Genomic DNA, 18,716 nt, shown 5'->3' on the forward strand with positions numbered 1-18,716 from the left:
GGCTCTCACAGAAGCCCTGATCCATCAAGCCCGATTTTTTCGAAACCTCTCTTGCCATCCCGGCGCTTCTCTTAGAAGCTGCCGCAAAATTTTGAACCGTTTTACAGGGAGGTTGGATGGCGACGATTCGAGACGTGGCGCGCCTGGCGAACGTGTCGATGGCGACCGTGTCGAACGCGCTGAACAGCTCCGATCGCGTCAGTCCCGAATTGCTGGCGCGGGTGCGCGCGGCCGTCGAGAAGCTGAGCTACGCCCCGCATGCCGGCGCGCGCTCGCTGCGCAAGCGTTCGAGCGGGCTGCTCGGCCTCGTCGTCGGCGACATCACCAACCCGTTCTTCTCCGACCTGTTCGAGGCGGTCGAGGATGCGGCGGCGGCGAACGGCTATCTCGTGCTGCTGTGCAATTCGAGCGAGCGCAGCGAGCGCGAGGAAGCGCATCTCAGGATGCTGCGCACGCAGCGCATCGACGGGCTGATCCTCGCCCCGACCGGCGCCGCCTCGATGCACCGCGCCGCGCTGCTGGCGCAGCTCGAAGTGCCGATCGTGCTGGTCGACCGCGCCATGGACGGGCTCGGCTACGACGCCGTGGTGCTCGACAACCGCAAGGCGGGCTTCGAGGCGACGAGCCATCTGATCGCCCGTGGCCACCGGCGCATCGGCCTGATCAACGGCCCCGAGATCGTCCGCACCGCGGCCGACCGCATGCATGGCTATCGCGAGGCGCTGCTCTCGGCCGGGCTGCCATTCGACCCGGCTCTGGTCCGCGATGCCGGCTTCCAGGAGCGGCCGGCCCATGACGCCTTCGGCGAGCTGATGGCGCTAGTGGAGCCGCCGACCGCGATCTTCGCCACCAACAACCTGATGACCATCGGCGTCGTCACGGCGCTGGCCGATCGCGGCCTGTCCTGCCCGGAGGACATCTCGCTCGTCGGCATTGACGACCTGCCCTGGGCCGATGCCGTGCTGCCCCGCCTCACCGCCATCGCGCAGCCCGTGCGCGCCATGGGCGAGACGGCGCTGACCCTGCTTGCCGAGCGCATCGCCGGCACAAGGCTCGGGCCCGGCACGACCACCGTGCTGGCGCCGCGCCTCGTCGTGCGCCGCTCCTGCGGCTCGCCCGTTCCCCTGAAGGCTGCCCATGTCTGACCTGACCAAGCTCTCTGACCTGACCAAGCTCAGCGCGCTCGCCGCGCGCGACCTCCTGCTCGCCGGCGAGGTCAGCTCCGTCGAGCTCGTGCACGCCGCCGAAAAGCGCCTCGCCGAGGTCGAGCCCAGGCTCAACGCAGTGCCGACGCTCTGCCTCGAGCGCGCGCTGGAGCAGGCCGAGGCCGCCGACAAGGCGCGTCAGGCCGGCAAGCCCGCGCTGCTCGCCGGCCTGCCCATCGTCGTCAAGGACAACAACGACGTCGGCGGCGTCAGGAACACCGGCGGCACCTCGATCTTCCGCGACCGCATCTCCGAGAGCTCCGACCGCACCGTCGCCTTGATGGAAAAGAACGGCGCGGTCGTGCTCGGCAAGTCGAACCTCTCGGAGCTCGGCGGCGCCCAGACCACCAACAGCGTCCATGGCGCGACCCGCAACCCCTACGACACCCGGCTGACTTGCGGCGGCTCGTCGGGCGGCGCGGCGGTGGCGCTCGCGACCGGCGAGGCCTGGCTCGCCCATGGCAACGACTATGGCGGCAGCCTGCGCATCCCCGCCGCCTTCTGCAACGTCACGGGCCTGAGGCCGACGCCCGGCCGCGTGCCGCGCAAGCGCCTCGCCGACCCGTTCGACACGATCATGGTGGAAGGGCCGATGGCGCGCGACGTCGCCGACCTCGCGCTGTTCTTCGACGCGATGGTCGGCTACGAGCCCGCCGACCTGCTGACCTCGCCCGCGAGCGAGCCGCCCTTCCTCGATGCGGCACGGAGCCCGGCCAAGCCCGCCCGCGTCGCGATCTCAGCCGATCTCGGCTCGCTGCCGGTGGCCGCGCCGATCCGGGCCGCGCTCGAAGGCTTCGCCGCCCATCTCGGCAAGGCCGGTGTCTCCGTCCATCGCGGCTCGCCTGCTGTCGATGGCGCCATGGATGCCTTCCGCGCGCTACGCGGCGAGGGCTTCTTCGCCACCTGGGAACCGACCTTCGCAGAGCACTACGAAAAATTCCCGAAGCCGGTGCTGGCCGACCTGCTGCGCGGGCGCGACCAGCCCGGCCGCGCCATCGTCGCCGCCAACCGCTATCGCAGCGAGTTCTACCGCCGCGCCGTCGACTTCCTCGACGAGCACGATTTCCTGATCTGCCCGGCGACGCAGGCCCTGCCCTTCCCGGTCGAGACGCTCTACCTCAGCGAGATCGAGGGCGTGCCGATGCAGGACTATCTCGACTGGATCGCCGTCACGGCGATCTGGTCGATCAGCAGCCTGCCCGCCATCGCCATACCGATCGGCTTCTCGCCGGAAGGGCTGCCGATCGGCATCCAGATCATCAGCCATGGCAAGCGCGAGGCCGATCTGTTCCGGCTGGCAGCCTGGATCGAGCGCGAGCTCGCCCTGCCCAAGACCCCGATCGACCCGCGCTGAGAGCTGGGCCCAAGAAAGACCCGAGCCCAAGAAAGACCTGACCCCATGACATTGCCCCAACGCAGCATCGCCGGCCTCCAGGTCACCGCGCTCGGCTTCGGCGGCGCCCCGCTCGGCGACCTCTACGAACGCCTCGACGAGGGCACCGCGCAGGCCACGGTCACCGCCGTGCTCTCGGCCGGGATCAACCTGATCGACACCTCGCCATTCTACGGCCACGGCCTCTCCGAGCACCGGATCGGGGCCGCGCTGCGCAACGTGCCGCGCGACGGCATCGTCCTCTCGACCAAGGTCGGGCGCTGGATGGACCCGGCCAAGCCGAACGCCGGCGGCTCCAACTTCGTCGGCGGCCTGCCGCACTCGGCCGTGATCGACTACTCCTATGACGGCGCCATGCGCTCCTTCGAGCAGTCGCTGCTGCGCCTCGGCACCGACCGCATCGACATCCTGCTGATCCACGACGTCGACGTCTGGACCCATGGCGAGATGATGGAGCAGCGCTTCAAGGAGGCGATGGAAGGCGCCTATCGCGCCCTCGACGCGCTGCGGTCTTCCGGCGCCGTCAAGGCCATCGGCATCGGCGTCAACGAAACCGAGATGTGCGAGCGCTTCGCCCGGGCCGGCGATTTCGACGTGATGCTGCTGGCCGGCCGCTACACGCTGCTGGAGCAGGGCGCGCTCGATGGCTTCCTGCCGCTGGCGGTTGAGAAGAAGATCGCGATCATCCTTGCCGGCGTGTTCAATTCCGGCATCCTCGCGACCGGCGCCCAGGCCGGCGCGCATTATAATTACCGCGCCGCCGCGCCCGAGATCATCGCCCGCGTCGCCCGCATCGAAGCGATCTGCCACGCCCATGGCGTCCTGCTGCCACAGGCGGCGCTCGCCTTCGCCGGCGCCCATCCGGCCGTTGCCAGCGTGGTGCTGGGCGCGATCACGCCGGAGCAGGTGCAGCAGAACCTCGCCCTCTTCGCCAAGCCGACGCCCGCGCAGCTCTGGAGTGACCTCAAATCCGAGGGCCTGCTGCCCGCGCATGCGCCAGTGCCGGCGTGAGAACGGCTCCGGAAGCTTCGCCATGCTGAAGGGCCTCGACCCGCTCCTGAGCCCGGATTTGCTCTGGCTGCTCGCCGCCATGGGCCATGGCGACGACATCGCCGTGGTCGACGCCAACCACCCGGCCGAGAGCATCGCGCGCTCCACCATATCCGGCCGGATCGTCCGGCTGCCCGGCCTGACCATGGCGCGCGCCGTCAGCGCCATCCTCACCGTGCTGCCGCTCGACGATTTCGAGCCCGCCCCGGCCCGGCGCATGCAGGTGGTGGGCGCTCCCGATACCATCCCGTTAGTCCAGCGCGAGGTCCAGGCCGTGCTCGACGCGGCGGCCGGCAACGCCTCGCCCATGGCCGGCATCGAGCGCTTCGCCTTCTACGACAACGCCAAATCCGCCTTCGGCATCGTCCAGGTCGGCGACACCAGGCCCTATGGCTGCTTCCTGCTGCGTAAGGGCGTGCTCACGGCGGAGAGCGTGGATTAGCGCCCTTTGCGGCTAAGCGGAAACCTCGCCGCGTCATCCCGGACAAGCGGCGAAGCCGCGCCGTTCCGGGATCCATCGTAGAGCGCCGGAGCCCTACGATGGATCCCGGCGCTCCGCTTCGCTGCGGCCGGGATGACGGCGCTTGATTCTGGTTGAGCACGGCGTGCTCCAAGGCGGTGCCTAACCCGCCCGCTCTGTGACGCAGCGCACAGTCGCTCCCGCAGACACCGCCACCAGAGATTGTGCCGCGCCGGAATCTCGGTGATGCTCCCGGCCTGCCGGGCTTTGGTGGCGTCTTGCGCCACGCGATGCCATCTCGATTGGGGGGGTGCCATGGGCTATCTCGAGGATCGTGACCTGGAGCAGATGGCGTCGTTCGACGCCGAGATTTCCCAGTTCATCAGCCGCCACCAGCAGAACCCCTCCACCGGCCGGCGCAAGACCATCATCCTGTTTCCCGGCGGCATGGGCTCCAGCCTGAAATGGGCGCGCACCCCGCATGGCGTCACGCCCTATTCCTACGACACGGTCTGGCTGGGCTGCTCGATCATGAGCGGCGCCGGGCATCTCCTGAAGATGAACGGCGACGAGGACGATGCCGGACATTTCGTCATTGCCGATGGCTGCGTCAGCTTCAGCGTCCCCTTCGTCGTGGACCTCGAACCCTATGACGACTTCCTGCGCTGGTGCGGGCAGAACGGCTTCGATTATTTCGTCTTCGCCTGGGACTGGCGGCGCCGGCCCGAGGCGGTGGCGGCCTTCTTCCTCAACACGTTCGTGCCGAAGTTCCGGTGCCGGGTTCAGGAGGCCTGCGGCGTCGACCCGTTCGACGACGTCACGCTGCTCGGCCACAGCTTCGGCGGCATGGCGATCAAGCTCATCCTCAACCATGGCGGCGCGATCGTCGACAAGGTCGACCGCGCGATCACGGTCGGCACGCCGTTCTACGGCCATGCCGGCCATATCCATCGTTACTTCAAGGGCGAGCCGCAGCTCGACGCCCTGCCAGGTTACGACAAGCGCGACCTCACCCAGCTCATCTCCTCGATGCGCGGGCCCTACACGCTGCTCTATCTCGACGAGGCGACCTATCAGCGCGACAAGACGGCGCTCGCCCAGGACGCCGCCTTCCCGATGCTGCGCTATCCGCTGCGGGACGCCACCACAAACGCCGTGGCGGACCCGTACAACCCCGGCACCTCGGGCCTTAAGCGCCGCTATCCCAGGGACTGGGGCTTCGTCTCCGCCGAACTCTCGCACGCCAGGGACACCTACCAGCAGGTCGCCAAACCCCTGAGCCCGCTGACCAATATGAAGCTGCACCACATCCGGGCCGTGCAGCAGCGCAACGGCACCAACGCCTACGACACGATCCATGAACAGAGCTGGGCATGGATCGACCGCGACTTCGACCCCGAGTCGGATGAGACGCCGATCGAGGACAAGACGGTGTGCCAGGGCGATGGCGTCATCCCCGCCTGGTCGGCGCGGCTCGTCTCGGCGCTGCCGGAAAACGTCCATACCGTGTTCGGCGACATGGACGACGGCTTCGAGCATTCCGACCTGATGTCGGACGAGGGCATCCAGGACGAGATTTTCGCGATCATCCACCAGACCACCAGGCGGAGCGCGTCCATGACGACGAAAAAGCGCAGCACCCCCAAGCCAAAGCTCGCATCGCGCGAGGAGCTCGCCGCCTTCCTCGACGAGATCAGGACGGAGCGCTCGCTCCTGGCCGCCAACGACGAGAAGCAGCGGCTGGCGGGCTTCAGCGCCCTGGCGCGGCACAGCCCGGACGAGTTGAGCCGCCTGCTGCGGCGGGCCTTTGCCGACCTGCCCAAGAGCCTCAGCCAGAAGCTCGGCAAGCCGCCGACGAAGCGCAGCGGCGAACCGCTCCACGATCCCGACGCCCCGCCGCCCCGCACCAGGGAGAAGCCGAAGCCGCGCGGCCCGCGCAAGCCGAAGGGCAAATAGGCCGGGGATCGCCGAACGCCGAAGCAGCTCAGAGACGGTTTGAGAATTCGCTGGCATGCGTCGGCTGGCGTGGTCGTCGAGAACCGGAGCGGAGCGGACATTTGGTCCGTGAGCGCCGGAAGCGCAGGTGATCGCGCCAGTAGAAAGATCAAACGGTCTCTCAGACCATGGCGTGGTCGGGATCGAGCAGGGCCAGGCCGCCGCGCGCCTTCTTCTTCGACCCCGCCTGCGCCTTGCGCTCCTCGGCATAGCTCGCGAGCCAGTCGGTCGGCCTGCCCTCGCCGTCGGTCAGGGTGATCGGCTCGAAATAGCGCTTGTGGTCTTCCGCCGAGATATCGGCCGGGCACTCGCCATATTGCGGGTCGAGCGTGTCGCTGCCGGCAAGGTAGGTCCGCTTGGCGCCAGGCGATTCGTTCGCCCAGGAGAAGCAGTGGAAGCTCGCCGAGGCAATGATGTACCAGCGCATCGGGTTGAACGAGCCGCTATGTCGTAGCCGGCTAAGCGTCTTGAGCAGGATGCGCTTGCGCCCGACCACCATCCACGGCCGGCGGAAGACCCGCTCCAGGAAGGTCACGATCGGCTCGGCCGGCTCGGCCAGTTGCGAATAGCAGATCGTCTCGCCGTCGAAGTCGCGGAAGCGCAGGTTGGGCGCGAGCAGCCCGCGCTCCAGCTCCTCCCAGAACAGCTGCGTGCCGGCGAGCGGCGCGACCGTGCTGAGATAGGTCGGCATCGGCACCAGCGGGTTATCGGCGATCGCATCCATCGCCCGCTGCATGTCGGCGGCCGTCTGGTGGCGCGGATCGAAGAGCTGGCCGTAGCCGATGGCGATGCCGAGCGATTCGGCGAAGGCGATGTCGTCGACGACGTTGCTGCGCCGGCCGAGATTCTGGGTCTTGTTGTAGCGGCGCAGGAAGTCGGCGTCGAAAGACTCGATGCCGACGAACAGGCCGACGCATTTCGCATCGGCGAAGGCCTGGATCAGCGCGCGGTCCTGCAGCACGTTCTGCGTCACCAGCGCGCCCCAGCCGCGCATCCGCGGGTGCTTCTTCAGGAACTCGCAGACGGCCAGCATATGGGCGCGATTGTCCGAGAAGTTGTTGTCGAGCAGCATCACCATCGGATACCAGCGCCGCAGGCTGAAGAACGGCGCCGAATCGAGTGCGCTCTCCAGCGACGCCGCAAAACTCTCCAGTGTGTAGCGGGCATGGGCGCCGACCTCGCTCGGCATCACGCAGAAGCTGCACTTGAAGCTGCAGCCGCGCGAGCTTTCGGCGAGATGGGCGATCGGGTTGATGCCGCTCTTGTTCAAAAGCGAATAGTCGATCGTGTACTGCGAGATCTGTGCAACCGGCGAGCGGTAGATCGGGCGCAAAGCTCCGGCAAGATAGTCGGCTATGACGTCACGGACGCTGTCGACGCCGCCGGAGCAGACAGAGTCAAAGAACTGACACGCGAATTCGGGAAAGAGGGTGCAGACGCTGCCGCCGGCGACGACAGTTGCCTCGCTGCGGCGGAAATGGAAGGAGAGTTGGCGCATCCGGTCGAAATCCGGCTGCAACCCGGTCAGGAAGACGAGGTCGTAATCCCCGCACTTGGCAGGATCGAATGGACCGTGCCAGTCCTCGTGGTAGAGCGTGATGTCGAATCGGTCGGGATCGATCAGGGCAGCGATGTGCAGGCCCGCGATCGGCTGCATGAAATGCCTGGAACGGCGCTTCTCCCGCCCAGGCCTGAGATGCGCGCAGATAACAATGGTTCTGATCTTTGACCGAGCATCGCGGTCATTATCGGAATGGCTCTTGAAATGACGAAGCGCTGAATTGGAGTCAGGCATGATGTCTTGCCCTAAGCCTACTGGTTAATATTTGTGCATATATTGCAATAATTGCATATGCTACGCTGACTTCCGACATTTTCCAAATGATGAAACAGCTGCCAGGCATTGGCGTTCGCGACACAAAGGCTGTGCGATGACGGTGAGTGAGCCAGACCTTCGAAAGATCGCTTCGGAGCGGCGCTACGTCACGATCGTCTTCGTCGATCTCGTCGGCTACACACAATTGTCGGAACAGCTCGACCCGGAGGATCTGCGGGTCGTCCAGCGGCGCTACCAGCAGCTGACCCTGACCACGATGGAGCGCTATGGCGGCTTCGTCGCGAGCTATACCGGCGATGGCGTGCTGATCTTCTTCGGCTATCCGATCGCCCGCGACAACGACGCCGAGCGCGCCGCCCGCGCCGCCCTCGAGCTGATGGAGCGGCTCAAGACGCTCAACACCAATGTCGGCGACACCACGGTCCCGCAGGTCACCGCCCGCGCCGGCATCCATTCCGGCCTCGTGGTGATGGAGCCGACGCGCCTGAGCGGCGGCTCCAGCGAGCTCGGCGCGGTCGGCGAAGCCGTCAACCTCGCCGCGCGCGTGCAGGCGGAGGCGATGCCCGGTGCGGTCGTCGCCACCAGGGAGATCGTCGAGCTGACCGATGGCCTGTTCGAGATCGGCCAGCTCGGCGCGCGGCCGATCCGGGGGCTCTCGCGCGAGATCGAGATCTTCCAGATCAACGGCGAGCGCCTGGGCACGACCCGGCGCAAGGACGGCATGGCGAGCGGCGCCACCGTGCTTGCCGGCCGCGAAGCCTGCCTGGAGCGCATCCTCGAGCGCTGGACCACCGCGACGACGCAGAAGCGCTCGCAATTCGTCCAGGTCCTGGGCGATGCCGGCACCGGCAAGACGCGGGTGATCAGCGAGATCTGCGGCCACCCGGAATTCGCCAACGCCGCGATCCTGGCGACCTATTGCCACGAGCTCTTCGCCAGCACGCCGCTCTACCCCGTCGCGAGCTTCCTCTGGGCCCGCGCCGGCCTGAAGTTCGAGGACGAGGACGACGTCCGCAACGACAAGATCGCCACGCTGCTCAGCGAGATCGGCATGAACACGCCGGAGAACGCCGAGATCGCCGCCAGCCTGCTCGGCATGGCCGCGACCGGCATCCGCGAGCAGTTCGCGCCAGCCCCGACCCTGTTCAAGCGCAAGCAGTTCGAATTCATCATCTCCGTGATCGCCCGCACCGCCCGCCGGCAGCCGACGCTCGTGGTGATCGAGGACACGCATTGGCTCGATCCGTCCTCGGCCGAGCTCCTGCGCGAGCTGATGGCGACGGTCGGCAACGAGACCATGCTGGTGGTCGCGACTGCCAGGCCGTTTCCGCGTGGCGAGAAACTGCCGCAGACCGACGATTCCATGACGCTTGAGCCGCTCTCGGGCGAGCAATCCCTGATGCTGGCGCGCTCGATCCCCGGCGCCGACATGCTGCCGGCCGAGAAGATCGCCCAGGCGGTCGCGGCAGCCGAGGGCGTGCCCCTCTTCGTCGAGCAATTCGTGCTCTCGCTGATCGACGAGCAGATCCAGGTGCCCAACCAGGCCAGGCGCTCGGACGTGCCGCTGCTGCTGGCCCAGCTCATGTCCGAGCGGCTCGACCGGCGGCCGGGCGCAAGGCCGATCGTGCAGGCGGCCGCCTGCATCGGCCGCTCCTTCACCACCACCTTCCTCGCCAACATCCTCGCCAGCGACGTCGACCACGTCATCGAGCCGATCGAGGCGCTGGTCGAGGCCGAGATCCTGATGCCACGGCGCTTCGGCGCGGAGATCCGCTACGAGTTCCGGCACTCGCTGCTCCAGCGCATCGCGCATGAATCGATCCTCACGCGCGAGCGGCGCCTGATCCACGACCGCATCCTCGACCTGATCGACCGCGGCCACGGCTCCGACATCCCGCTGCCCGAGGTCATCGCCCACCACCTCACCGAAGCCGCCCGCTTCCACGAGGCGGTCCAGGCCTGGCTGCAGGCCGGCCTTGGCGCCAGCCAGCGCTCGGCCCATCCCGAGGCGATCGAGCACATCCGGCGCGGGCTCAACCTGCTCGGCAAGCTCAAGGACCCGCGCGCCCAGGCCGAGCTCGAGCTCAGCCTCCAGGCCGCGCTGATCGGCTCGATCACCGCAGCCCAGGGCCCGACCTCGGCGACCATGCTGCAATGCTGCGAGCGCGGCCTCGAGCTTTGCGCCAGCGGCGAGCGCTCGCCGCAGGCCTTCCCGTTCATCTTCGGAAAGTTCACCTTCGCCAATTGCCGCGGCGACATCCCGGCCTCGACGGCGCTCGCCGAGGATTTCCTGCGGCAATCCGAGCAGAACACCTATGAAGCCGGCAAGGCGATCGGCCACCGCCTGATCGGCATGGTGCAGCTCGGCCAGGGCGAGGCGCGCGGCGCGATCGGGCACCTCGAACACTCGCTCTTTGCCGGCGAGCGGGAGCGCAGCGACGCCAGCACCTTCATGTTCGGCCAGAACACCGAGATCCATGCGAAATCGCTGCTCAGCCTGGCGCATTTCAGCCTCGGCAGCGTCGACGAGGCCCTGCGCATCGGCATGGAGGCGCTGCGCGCCGCCGACGGGCTGCGCCACCCGCATTCGGCCGCGATCCCGATGTCCTATGTCGGCGGCTGGGTCTTCGGCCTGTGCAACGCCACCGACGCCCTGATGCAGGAGGCCGGACGGCTGGTCGCCCTCTCCGAGCAGCACCGGCTCGAAGGCTTCCGCGCCCATGGCGCCGCCTTCCTCGGCTGGGGCCTGAGCCAGAAGGGCGACCATGCGCGGGGCGCCGCGATCATGGCGCAGGCGATCGCCGGGTTCGACTCCGTCGGCTACGTGCTCTCGCTCTCGGGCTACCTCGCCAACCTCGCCCACGCCCAGCTCAAGTTGGGCCAGGTCGAGGCGGCCGAGGCGACCTGCTGGCGCGCGCTCCAGCTGATGTCGCGCAGCGGCAACCGCTGGCTCGAACCCGAGCTGCACCGGATCGAGGCGCTGATCGCCGAGCAGGGCCAGGCGAGCCGGCGGCAGCAGGCCGAGGGCCTGTTCCGCCACGCCGTCGCGCGGGCGCGGGCGCTGAACTCGCCGGTGCTGGAATATCGCTGCCTGGCCTCGCTGCGCGACCATCTCGGCGCCGACAGGATCGACGGCGAATCGCAGCTGCGACTGGCTGAATTGTCGCCCTTCGACGCCCTGCCGGCGCAGGTGATGGCAGCTTATCGTAGCGAGAAGGCGTCTCCCGCTACGGCCGAGCCCGCCGCCTGAGCGGCAGCGGAGCCGGCGTGCTCCGCAATGCGCGCCTCCTGCTCAATGCGCGTCCTGGCGCATGCGCCAGAGCGCGACGGAGATCGGCTGGCGCCGGCCGCGGATGTCGATGGCGCGGGTGTCGTCGGGCTCGCGCCGCCCTCCGCCCTCGCCTAGCGCCGCCATGAACTCGGCCGAGACGGCGAGCGCCGCGCCATGCTCCTTCGCCACCTCCATCAGCCGGCTCGCGACATTGACGCTGTCCCCCGTCGCCATGATGTGCTGATGCGTCTCGTGCCCCAGGCGCGACACCACGACCTGCCCGAAATGGGCGCCGACGCGCAGGTCCGGATGGCCAGCCGCAAGCTCGGCCTTGTCGATCCAGCTGCGGACGTCGCCGATCAGGTCCCAGGCGGCCGCGAAGGCGCGGGTGGCGTCGTCCGGGCGGGCTTCGGGAATGCCGAAGACGATCATCGCGCCGTCGCCCATGAACGTCATCACCAGCCCGTCATGGGCGGCGATCTCGTTCTCGACCAGCGTGTGGAACTCCTTGAGGAACTCGCGCGTCTGCGCCGGCCCGGCCTGCTCGCTCAGCCGGGTGAAGCCGGAGAGGTCGACGAACAGAATCGCGGCGCTCTGCATCACCGGCTGGCGCAGGAAATCCGGGTCGCGCGCGATGCGCTCGGCCAGCACGGGCGGCTGGAACTGGCGCAGGGCGGCCTCGGCGCGCGCATGGCCGCGGCTCTGCCGGCGCTCCCAGTGCTGGCGCAGCGCCATCGCCAGCGCAGCCGGCGGAAGCATGCCCGCGAGCGGCAGCACCCCGCTGAACCAGTAGCCCTGCGCGAACAGCGCGATCGTGGCCAGCAGCCAGGCGCCGGTGACCAAGGCGACGAGGCCGGTGCCGAGGCTGAGCGGCGTCAGCGCGATCGTCAGCGCGCCGAAGACGGCCAACGCCAGGGTCATGCCGGCATCGACCCGGCGCACAGCACCGTCGCGCACCAGGCCGGGGCCGCCGAGCAACTGGGCGATGCCGGTCGCCAGTACCTCGACGCCGGGCGTCACCGGGTCGAAGGGCGTGCCGAACGTGTCTCCGACGGCGGTGGCGGTGGCGCCGATCACGACGATGCGGTCCCTCAGCCGCTCAGTCGGCACCGAGCCTGCGAGCACCGCCGCCGCGCTCAGCGTCTCCACGGCACCGCGCGGCCCGTAGAAGCGCAGCGGCAAATGGAAGCCGAGGTCGAGCGCGACCGACCGCTCCGCGATCTGCACCCTGTCCGCGCCGAATACCGGGTCCTGGCCTGTGAACAGCGTCACGGCGCGCAGCACGAAGGCCGGGGTCAGGCCATGATCGGTCTGGAACAGCAGCGGCAGGTGCCGCGGCGCGCCGCCGGAATCGGTCGAGATGTTCACCAGCCCGGGCATGGCGGACGAATCGAAGGGCGAGGCGGGCCAGAGCACGTCGCTGGTGCCGGGGATGGAAGAGGCGCCGTCATTGGCCCGGTCGAAGCGCCCGGCCGCGGCGATCACCGAGGGAATCCGGCTGAGGGCCTCGGCCAGCGCCCGGTCGTTCTCGGGCACGCCGGCATCGAGCAGCAGCAGGTCGATCGCAAGCGCACGCGCCTTGCCGGCGGCGATGGCGTCGACCAGCTTCGCCAGAACCTGCCGGGACAGCGGATAGCCGCGCTCGCCGGCCACCGTCCTGTCGTCGATCGCGACGATCACCACGGCCGGCGGCGGCTCGCGCCGGCCGGCGATCAGCAGGCGCATGTCGGCGAGCTGCGCCTCGACGCCGTCGAGCGGGCTGCGCTCGCCGGCAAGATGCGACCAGCCGAGCAGGCCGGCCCAGAGCCCCGCCAGGAGCGCGAGCGCCGCGACGACCAAGCCGTAACGGGAGACCGGCCGTGACGGCGTCACCGCCCGAAGCGTCCGAGCAGCAGGCTTGCGCGCTCCGACGGCCAGCGCTTCACCGTGAGCGGGGTTCCCGGCGAGACGTCGACGCCCTCGCCGGCGTTGAGCGTGACGGGCTCGGAGCCGTCGCGCCGCGTCACCCGCACCGAGCCCTCTTGGACGAACACCGCCGTCGCCGAGGCCGTGACGTCGAGCGCGTAGATGGTGCCGCGCACCGAGGCGATGGCGTGCGGCGTCAGGATCTGGAAGCGGCCGCGCCGCGGCGGCAGGTCGACCAGCACGCCCCGGCCGTTGAGCTCGACGGCATCGACCGCGCCCGCGCCCTGCGGCGGCACGATCCGGAAGCTCGACGCCGTCTCCGCCTCGATGACCACCCCGCCCCGGCACGTGAAGACCGTGCGCGGCGGCTCGCTTCGCGTCGAGGAGGTGCAGCCTGCCGGCTGCTGCGCGAAGGCATCGGCGCCGGCGCCAAGCAGCATCGCGGCGGCGAGCGCCGCCGTCGTCACTCCGGAACTGCGCATGCGATGCCCTTCCATGCCGGCTTCACGCCATCTCGACCTTGGCCAGGCGCCGGACACCATCGACATCATGGATCATCACGCGACTGCGTCCTAGAGACAGAAGTCCGACCCGCTTCCATTGCTGGAGCTGGCGGTTGACCGTCTCGCGGCTGACGCCGGTCAGCGCCGCCAGCTCGTCCTGCGAGACGTGGATCTCGGCGCCGTAGTCGGTGACGAGCGTGACGAGGCGCCGCGCGAGCCGTGTCGCGGCGGGCAGGAAGGCGCCCTCCTCCATGCGCTCGCTCATGTTGCGCAGCCGGTCGCAGAGCAGCTCGATCAGCTGGATCGCGATGGTCGGCTCGCGCCCGAGCAGGTGCAGGAACTCGCGGCGCGGCACGAAGAACATCTCGGTCTCCTCGATCGCGACCGCATCCGCGGTGCGCGGGCGGCCGTCGAGCAGCGCGATCTCGCCGAAGACGTCGCCGCTGCCGAGCAGGCTCATGGTCATGTGCTGGCCAGCATCGTCGGTGGTGCCGATACGGATCTGGCCGCGCCGGATGGCATAGAGCCCGTCACCCGCATCGCCCTTCAGGAACAGAACCTGCCGCTGCGGCAGTCGTCGCTGCTGGCAAATCTGGGCGATGCTTTCCAGTCCTTCGGGGGAGAGCCCCGCGAAGAACGGATTTGCCGAGAGGAGGCGTGAGAAAAGGGACGCTTGGATCATCGAAAACTCCTCCCCGATCTGTAATAGGCGCAAGCGCGTTCCTGTGTGACATACTCCACGGAAGCGGCTGACGGAACGGCAGAGAAACACGCCCAGTCAGCCGACGGGAGCCAAGCGCTCCCTGTGTCGGCGCCCCTAAGACAGGAGAGCGCGCCATGCGGCACGATATCAACCTCCAACGCATCGACTTGCACGTCGCGGCCCTCAAGCCCTTCGTCGAAGTCTGGCCGACGCGCGTGCAAGGCGCGTGCCCCTACCTCGGACGGTTCGGGGAGATGATCCAGCGCCTCCGCATCGCCATTCGGGAGACTCTACTCATGCGCCGCACCGAAGCGCAGCTCGCGACGTTAGACGAGCGTATGCTCAAGGATATCGGCCTCACCCGCGCCGAGGCGTCGGGCTGGGGTCCCCTTGGCGACCGCATGCGCTCCCATGATCACGGCCGCCAGTACGGCTGAGGCCGCGCATCGATACGACAGCTAACGGGATTTGACTGATGGGTTTCTATTCCAAGTATGTTCTGCCCCGCGTCATCGATCTGGCCTGCGGCACCGACATCATGATGCGGCAGCGCGCCCGGATCGTTCCGCACGCGGCGGGCAAGGTCGTCGAGATCGGCGTCGGCACCGGACTCAATCTCGACTGGTACGACGAGGAGCGGGTCGAGCGCCTCATGGGCATCGACCCCTGCGCGACCAGCCTCATGATGGCGCATGACCGGGCGATGGCCTCGTCCGTGCCGATCACGCTCGAGCAGGGCAGCGCCGAGGCGCTGCCCTGTCCGGCCAACTGGGCCGACACCGTCGTCTCGACCTATACGCTCTGCACGGTGCCGCACCCGCAGGTCGCGCTGGCCGAGATCCACCGCGTCCTCAAGCCCGGCGGCAACTTCCTGTTCTGCGAGCACGTCGCCTCGCCCGACAGGCGCATCAGTGCCTGGCAGAACCGCCTGAACGGAGTCTGGGGCTGCTGCTTCGGCGGCTGCAACATCAACCGCAACCTCACGCGGATGATCTGCGACGCCGGCTTCGATCAGGTCGAGCATGTCAGCGACGATGTCGCGGGCGAGATAGCCTTCGTCCGGCACCAAGCCATCGGCTGGGCGCGCAAGCCCGGCAAAGCCAGCCAGGTCGTTGACGGAGCGGCATTCGCAGAGGCACGATAGGCTGATACGGACGATCATCATGGCAATACCCGCCGTGCGGGCGGATTAGAGCATCGGACCGAAAAGTGGAATCCGGTTTTCGAAAAAATCCGATGCAATAACAAAGGGCTAGATCGCCACTTTGCGTCCGATAGGACGCACGGCGATCTAGCCACGGCCCGGACGGTACGGCCATGTGTCGTCGATGGTAGAGATCTTCTCCTATATCTGGCGCAACAGCCGGAGCGAGCAGATTCGGCTCATCCTGATCGTGCTGCTCTCCCTGCCGTTCTACTATCTCTCGCTCGAACTGCCGAAATACATCATCGGCGACGCCATCCAGGGCCGGGCCTTTCCGGACGGCCGGGAGACCGCCCGGCTCTTCCATCTGAGCGTCCCGGCCTGGCTCGGCGGCGGCCGCGAGGTCTTCGCCGGCGTCGATTTCGACCGCACCTCTTATCTCTTCGTGCTGTCGGGCCTGTTCCTGCTGCTCGTCATGATCAATGGCGGCTTCAAATACGTCGTCAACATGCGCAAGGGCGCGCTCGGCGAAAGGCTGCTCCAGCGCCTGCGCTTCGACCTCTTCGCCATGCTGCTAAGCTTCCCGCCCGAGGCCCGGCGCCATCTCAAGCCCTCCGAGGCCGCGACCGTGATCAAGGACGAGGTCGAGCCGATCGGCGGCTTCGTCGGCGATGCCTTCGTCCAGCCCGTGCTGCTCGGCGGCCAGGCCCTGACCGCGCTCGCCTTCATCCTGCTGCAGAACCTGGCGCTCGGGCTGATCGCGCTGGCGATCGTCGCGGTGCAGGCCGTCATCATCCCGCGCCTGCGCCGCGAGCAGCTCCGCCTCGGCAAGCAGCGCCAGCTCGCCTCGCGCGCGCTCGCCGGCAAGATCGGTGAAGTCGTGGAGGCGCTGGGCGAGGTCGCCAATCACGGCACCTCGGCCGCCGAGAAGAGCCTGGTGGCCGAGCGGCTGGAGACCCTGTTCGGCATCCGCTACCGGCTCTACGGCCGCAAATTCGCGGTCAAGTTCCTCAACAACCTGCTGGCGCAGGTCACGCCCTTTCTGTTCTACACGGTCGGCGGCTATTTCGCCCTGTCGGGGCGGCTTGACATCGGCCAGCTCGTCGCGGTGATCGCCGCCTATCGCGACCTGCCGACGCCGATCAAGGAGCTGATCGACTGGGACCAGGACCGGCTCGACGTCGAGACGCGCTTCCAACAGATCAACCGGCATTTCGCGCTCGACGCGCCGCGCGCGCCCCCGGAACCGCCGGCCTCCACTGAGCCGGCGCAGGATGCGTTCGCGAGCGGCACGATCGCCGTCAAGGGCCTCACCGTGCTCGGCGCCACCGGCGAGCGCCTGCTCGACCGGATATCGCTGACCTTGCCGCTCGGCGCCCACATCGCCCTGAGCGACCGCTCCAGCGAAGCCGCCAGCGCCCTGGCGCAGGTGCTCGGCGGCGGCATCACCGCCTTCGACGGGGCCGTGACGCTGGCCGGGATCCCGCTCGGTGCGGTGACGCCGGAGCAGCGCGGCCGCAGCCTGGCCTATCTCGGCCCCGAGCCGGTGGTCTTCGACGGCACGCTGCGCGACAACATCCTCTACGGCCTGGGCCGTGCCAGCGGGAACGCCGCCCAGGGCGATGCGGAAGAACTGGAGCGCGACCTCGTCAAGGTCCTCGCCACGGTCGGGCTGGCCGATACCGTGTTCCGCTTCGGCCTCCAGCATCGCCTCGCGTCGGAGGACACGAGCGGCATCGCTATCCGCATCGCCCAACTGCGCGCCCTGATCCGGGCGAGATTGATCGCGAGCGGCGCCGGCGAGGCGGTCGAGCCCTTCGATCCCGCCCGCTACACGCGCAACGCGACGATCGGCGACAACATCCTCTTCGGCGTGACCACGGATGCGAGCTGGACGCCGGAGCGCCTCGCCGGCGAACCGGCGCTCCGCGCCCTGCTCGACGCGCACGGCCTGACCGAGCGGCTGGTCCGGATCGGCCGGCGCATCGCCGCGACCATGATCGAGATCTTCCGCGACCTGCCGGACGACCATGTCCTGTTCGAGCAGTTCTCCTTCTTCGCCGCCGGGCACTTTGGCGAGTATCGCGACATCCTGGCCCGCCACGCCGCCGGGGCCTTGCAGGAGGCCGACCGCACCCGGCTGATCGCGCTCGCCTTCCTCTATGCCGAACCGCGCCACCGTCTTGGGCTGCTGCGCCCGTCCGACGAGGACCGCATCCTCGCCGCGCGCCACGCCTTCCGCAGGCAGGCTCCGCCCGCCCTGGCCAAGGCCGTCGCCTTCTACGACCCCGAGCGCTACTGCCCCGCCGCCCCCTTGCGCGACAACCTCCTCTTCGGCTCCACCACCGGGGGCGGCGGCACCGAGAGCCAGCGCGCGACCGCGGCGATGCGGGAGAGCCTCGCGGAACTGGGGCTCGACGGCGAAGCCTACCGCCTCGGCCTCGAACGCCAGGCCGGCTATGGCGGCCAGTCGCTCTTCCCCAGCGCCAGGGTGGCGCTGGCGCTGGCGCGCTGCCTGATCAAGCGCCCGCGCATCCTGATCCTCGACGAGGCGCTCGCCCCCTTCGGCGAGGCCGAGGCGGCGCGGCTGCTGGCGCGGGTCCGCCTGTTCATGCAGGGCCGGACCCTGCTCGTCGCCGGGCGGCAGGTCGCCGGGCTCGGCCCCTTCGATGCGCGCATCGAGTTTCACGGCCCGCGCTCCGTGAGCTCCCCGGACATCGCAGTGCAGGCCGAGGCCGGGCCGGAGGCAATTCTGCCGGACGAGGATGGCGCCGCCGACAGCGAGGAGCTGCGCGCGCTGCGCTCGGTACCGATCTTCGCCGAGATCGACACCCCGCGCCTGAAGCTGCTGGCCTTCACCGGCGAGCGCGTCGGCTTCGCCGCCGGTGAGACCATCGTCCGGCAGGGCGATGAATCGGACGCGGCCTACCTCCTGATCTCGGGCTCGGCCGATGTCCTGTCCGACAGCGCCAACGGCTCCGTCCGCATCGCCGGCATGACCGGCTACGCGCTGTTCGGCGAAATGGGCATCGTCACCGGCGAACCGCGCTCGGCGACGATCGTCGCCGCGACGCCGGTGGTGGCGCTGCGGCTGCGCCAGGAGGTCTTCGTCGCGCTCTTCACCGAATTCCCGCAGATGGCCCTCTCGGTGACCCGTCTGATCGTTCGGCGCCTCCAGGACAACCTGGCGGCTTTCGCCCGGCGGGAGGATGACGATGGCTGAGCATGCCGCAGGCGATACGAGCGGGGC

Annotated in this window: 13 protein-coding genes; 9 read left to right on the forward strand and 4 right to left on the reverse strand. The window is 68.8% G+C overall.

Going from position 1 to position 18,716, the window contains the following annotated elements:
* Positions 1–116: 116 nt before the first annotated feature.
* The 5 genes from DWF00_RS26300 (at position 117) to DWF00_RS26320 (ending at position 6,064) form a co-directional block, all read left to right on the forward strand.
* The gene (locus DWF00_RS26300) at positions 117–1,145 is read left to right on the forward strand and encodes a LacI family DNA-binding transcriptional regulator (RefSeq protein ID WP_114828240.1); all 1,029 of its coding nucleotides are present in this window, start codon (positions 117–119) and stop codon (positions 1,143–1,145) included.
* Positions 1,138–2,559 carry an amidase gene (locus DWF00_RS26305; RefSeq protein WP_114828239.1) on the forward strand — a complete coding sequence of 474 codons (1,422 nt, stop codon included), beginning with the start codon at positions 1,138–1,140 and terminating at the stop codon, positions 2,557–2,559. Before DWF00_RS26300 ends, DWF00_RS26305 begins: the two co-directional genes overlap by 8 nt.
* A gap of 45 nt (positions 2,560–2,604) precedes the next feature.
* Positions 2,605–3,609 carry an aldo/keto reductase gene (locus tag DWF00_RS26310; RefSeq protein WP_114828238.1) on the forward strand — a complete coding sequence of 335 codons (1,005 nt, stop codon included), beginning with the start codon at positions 2,605–2,607 and terminating at the stop codon, positions 3,607–3,609.
* Between the two features lie 22 nt (positions 3,610–3,631).
* Positions 3,632–4,090 (forward strand): RbsD/FucU family protein, encoded by a 459-nt coding sequence (locus tag DWF00_RS26315; RefSeq protein ID WP_114828464.1) that lies wholly within the window; start codon positions 3,632–3,634, stop codon positions 4,088–4,090.
* 333 nt (positions 4,091–4,423) lie between these two features.
* Positions 4,424–6,064 (forward strand): esterase/lipase family protein, encoded by a 1,641-nt coding sequence (locus DWF00_RS26320; protein ID WP_114828237.1) that lies wholly within the window; start codon positions 4,424–4,426, stop codon positions 6,062–6,064.
* 160 nt (positions 6,065–6,224) lie between these two features.
* Here the strand turns inward: DWF00_RS26320 and DWF00_RS26325 are convergent, their stop codons facing one another.
* Complete coding sequence (locus DWF00_RS26325; protein WP_114828236.1) at positions 6,225–7,760, reverse strand: B12-binding domain-containing radical SAM protein; 1,536 nt, start codon at positions 7,758–7,760, stop codon at positions 6,225–6,227.
* A 280-nt stretch (positions 7,761–8,040) separates the two neighbouring features.
* Here DWF00_RS26325 and DWF00_RS26330 point away from each other — a divergent pair, with 280 nt between their 5' ends.
* Positions 8,041–11,190 (forward strand): ATP-binding protein, encoded by a 3,150-nt coding sequence (locus DWF00_RS26330; RefSeq protein ID WP_181832538.1) that lies wholly within the window; start codon positions 8,041–8,043, stop codon positions 11,188–11,190.
* 42 nt (positions 11,191–11,232) lie between these two features.
* On the opposite strand, the gene DWF00_RS26335 is transcribed toward DWF00_RS26330, so the two are convergent.
* The 3 genes from DWF00_RS26335 to DWF00_RS26345 are packed head-to-tail and all read right to left on the reverse strand — an operon-like array spanning position 11,233 to position 14,301.
* Positions 11,233–13,083: a CHASE2 domain-containing protein gene (locus DWF00_RS26335; RefSeq protein WP_245974319.1), complete on the reverse strand. Its 1,851-nt coding sequence runs from the start codon at positions 13,081–13,083 to the stop codon at positions 11,233–11,235.
* Positions 13,080–13,598, reverse strand: a complete 519-nt coding sequence (locus DWF00_RS26340; RefSeq protein ID WP_114828463.1) for a FecR domain-containing protein — start codon at positions 13,596–13,598, stop codon at positions 13,080–13,082. Before DWF00_RS26340 ends, DWF00_RS26335 begins: the two co-directional genes overlap by 4 nt.
* 22 nt (positions 13,599–13,620) lie before the next feature.
* Positions 13,621–14,301, reverse strand: a complete 681-nt coding sequence (locus DWF00_RS26345) for a Crp/Fnr family transcriptional regulator (protein WP_114828233.1) — start codon at positions 14,299–14,301, stop codon at positions 13,621–13,623.
* A 155-nt stretch (positions 14,302–14,456) separates the two neighbouring features.
* Here DWF00_RS26345 and DWF00_RS26350 point away from each other — a divergent pair, with 155 nt between their 5' ends.
* The 3 genes from DWF00_RS26350 (at position 14,457) to DWF00_RS26360 (ending at position 18,689) form a co-directional block, all read left to right on the forward strand.
* Positions 14,457–14,759 carry a DUF1127 domain-containing protein gene (locus DWF00_RS26350; RefSeq protein ID WP_114828232.1) on the forward strand — a complete coding sequence of 101 codons (303 nt, stop codon included), beginning with the start codon at positions 14,457–14,459 and terminating at the stop codon, positions 14,757–14,759.
* Positions 14,760–14,797: 38 nt separating this feature from the next.
* Positions 14,798–15,466: a class I SAM-dependent methyltransferase gene (locus DWF00_RS26355; RefSeq protein WP_114828231.1), complete on the forward strand. Its 669-nt coding sequence runs from the start codon at positions 14,798–14,800 to the stop codon at positions 15,464–15,466.
* A gap of 184 nt (positions 15,467–15,650) precedes the next feature.
* Positions 15,651–18,689, forward strand: a complete 3,039-nt coding sequence (locus tag DWF00_RS26360; protein ID WP_114828230.1) for a cyclic nucleotide-binding domain-containing protein — start codon at positions 15,651–15,653, stop codon at positions 18,687–18,689.
* Positions 18,690–18,716: the final 27 nt, after the last annotated feature.

Origin of the sequence: Allobosea caraganae, assembly GCF_003351345.1 — a bacterium.
Classification (GTDB): domain Bacteria; phylum Pseudomonadota; class Alphaproteobacteria; order Rhizobiales; family Beijerinckiaceae; genus Allobosea; species Allobosea caraganae.

Bases quoted from the DNA above. Each gene is read 5' to 3' on its own strand.
- DWF00_RS26355 (WP_114828231.1), top strand. From the start codon at position 14,798: ATGGGTTTCTATTCCAAGTATGTTCTGCCCCGCGTCATCGATCTGGCC.
- DWF00_RS26340 (WP_114828463.1), bottom strand. From the start codon at position 13,598: ATGCGCAGTTCCGGAGTGACGACGGCGGCGCTCGCCGCCGCGATGCTG.
- DWF00_RS26315 (WP_114828464.1), top strand. From the start codon at position 3,632: ATGCTGAAGGGCCTCGACCCGCTCCTGAGCCCGGATTTGCTCTGGCTG.
- DWF00_RS26345 (WP_114828233.1), bottom strand. From the start codon at position 14,301: ATGATCCAAGCGTCCCTTTTCTCACGCCTCCTCTCGGCAAATCCGTTC.
- DWF00_RS26320 (WP_114828237.1), top strand. From the start codon at position 4,424: ATGGGCTATCTCGAGGATCGTGACCTGGAGCAGATGGCGTCGTTCGAC.
- DWF00_RS26350 (WP_114828232.1), top strand. From the start codon at position 14,457: ATGCGGCACGATATCAACCTCCAACGCATCGACTTGCACGTCGCGGCC.
- DWF00_RS26325 (WP_114828236.1), bottom strand. From the start codon at position 7,760: ATGCAGCCGATCGCGGGCCTGCACATCGCTGCCCTGATCGATCCCGAC.
- DWF00_RS26305 (WP_114828239.1), top strand. From the start codon at position 1,138: ATGTCTGACCTGACCAAGCTCTCTGACCTGACCAAGCTCAGCGCGCTC.
- DWF00_RS26300 (WP_114828240.1), top strand. From the start codon at position 117: ATGGCGACGATTCGAGACGTGGCGCGCCTGGCGAACGTGTCGATGGCG.
- DWF00_RS26310 (WP_114828238.1), top strand. From the start codon at position 2,605: ATGACATTGCCCCAACGCAGCATCGCCGGCCTCCAGGTCACCGCGCTC.
- DWF00_RS26360 (WP_114828230.1), top strand. From the start codon at position 15,651: ATGGTAGAGATCTTCTCCTATATCTGGCGCAACAGCCGGAGCGAGCAG.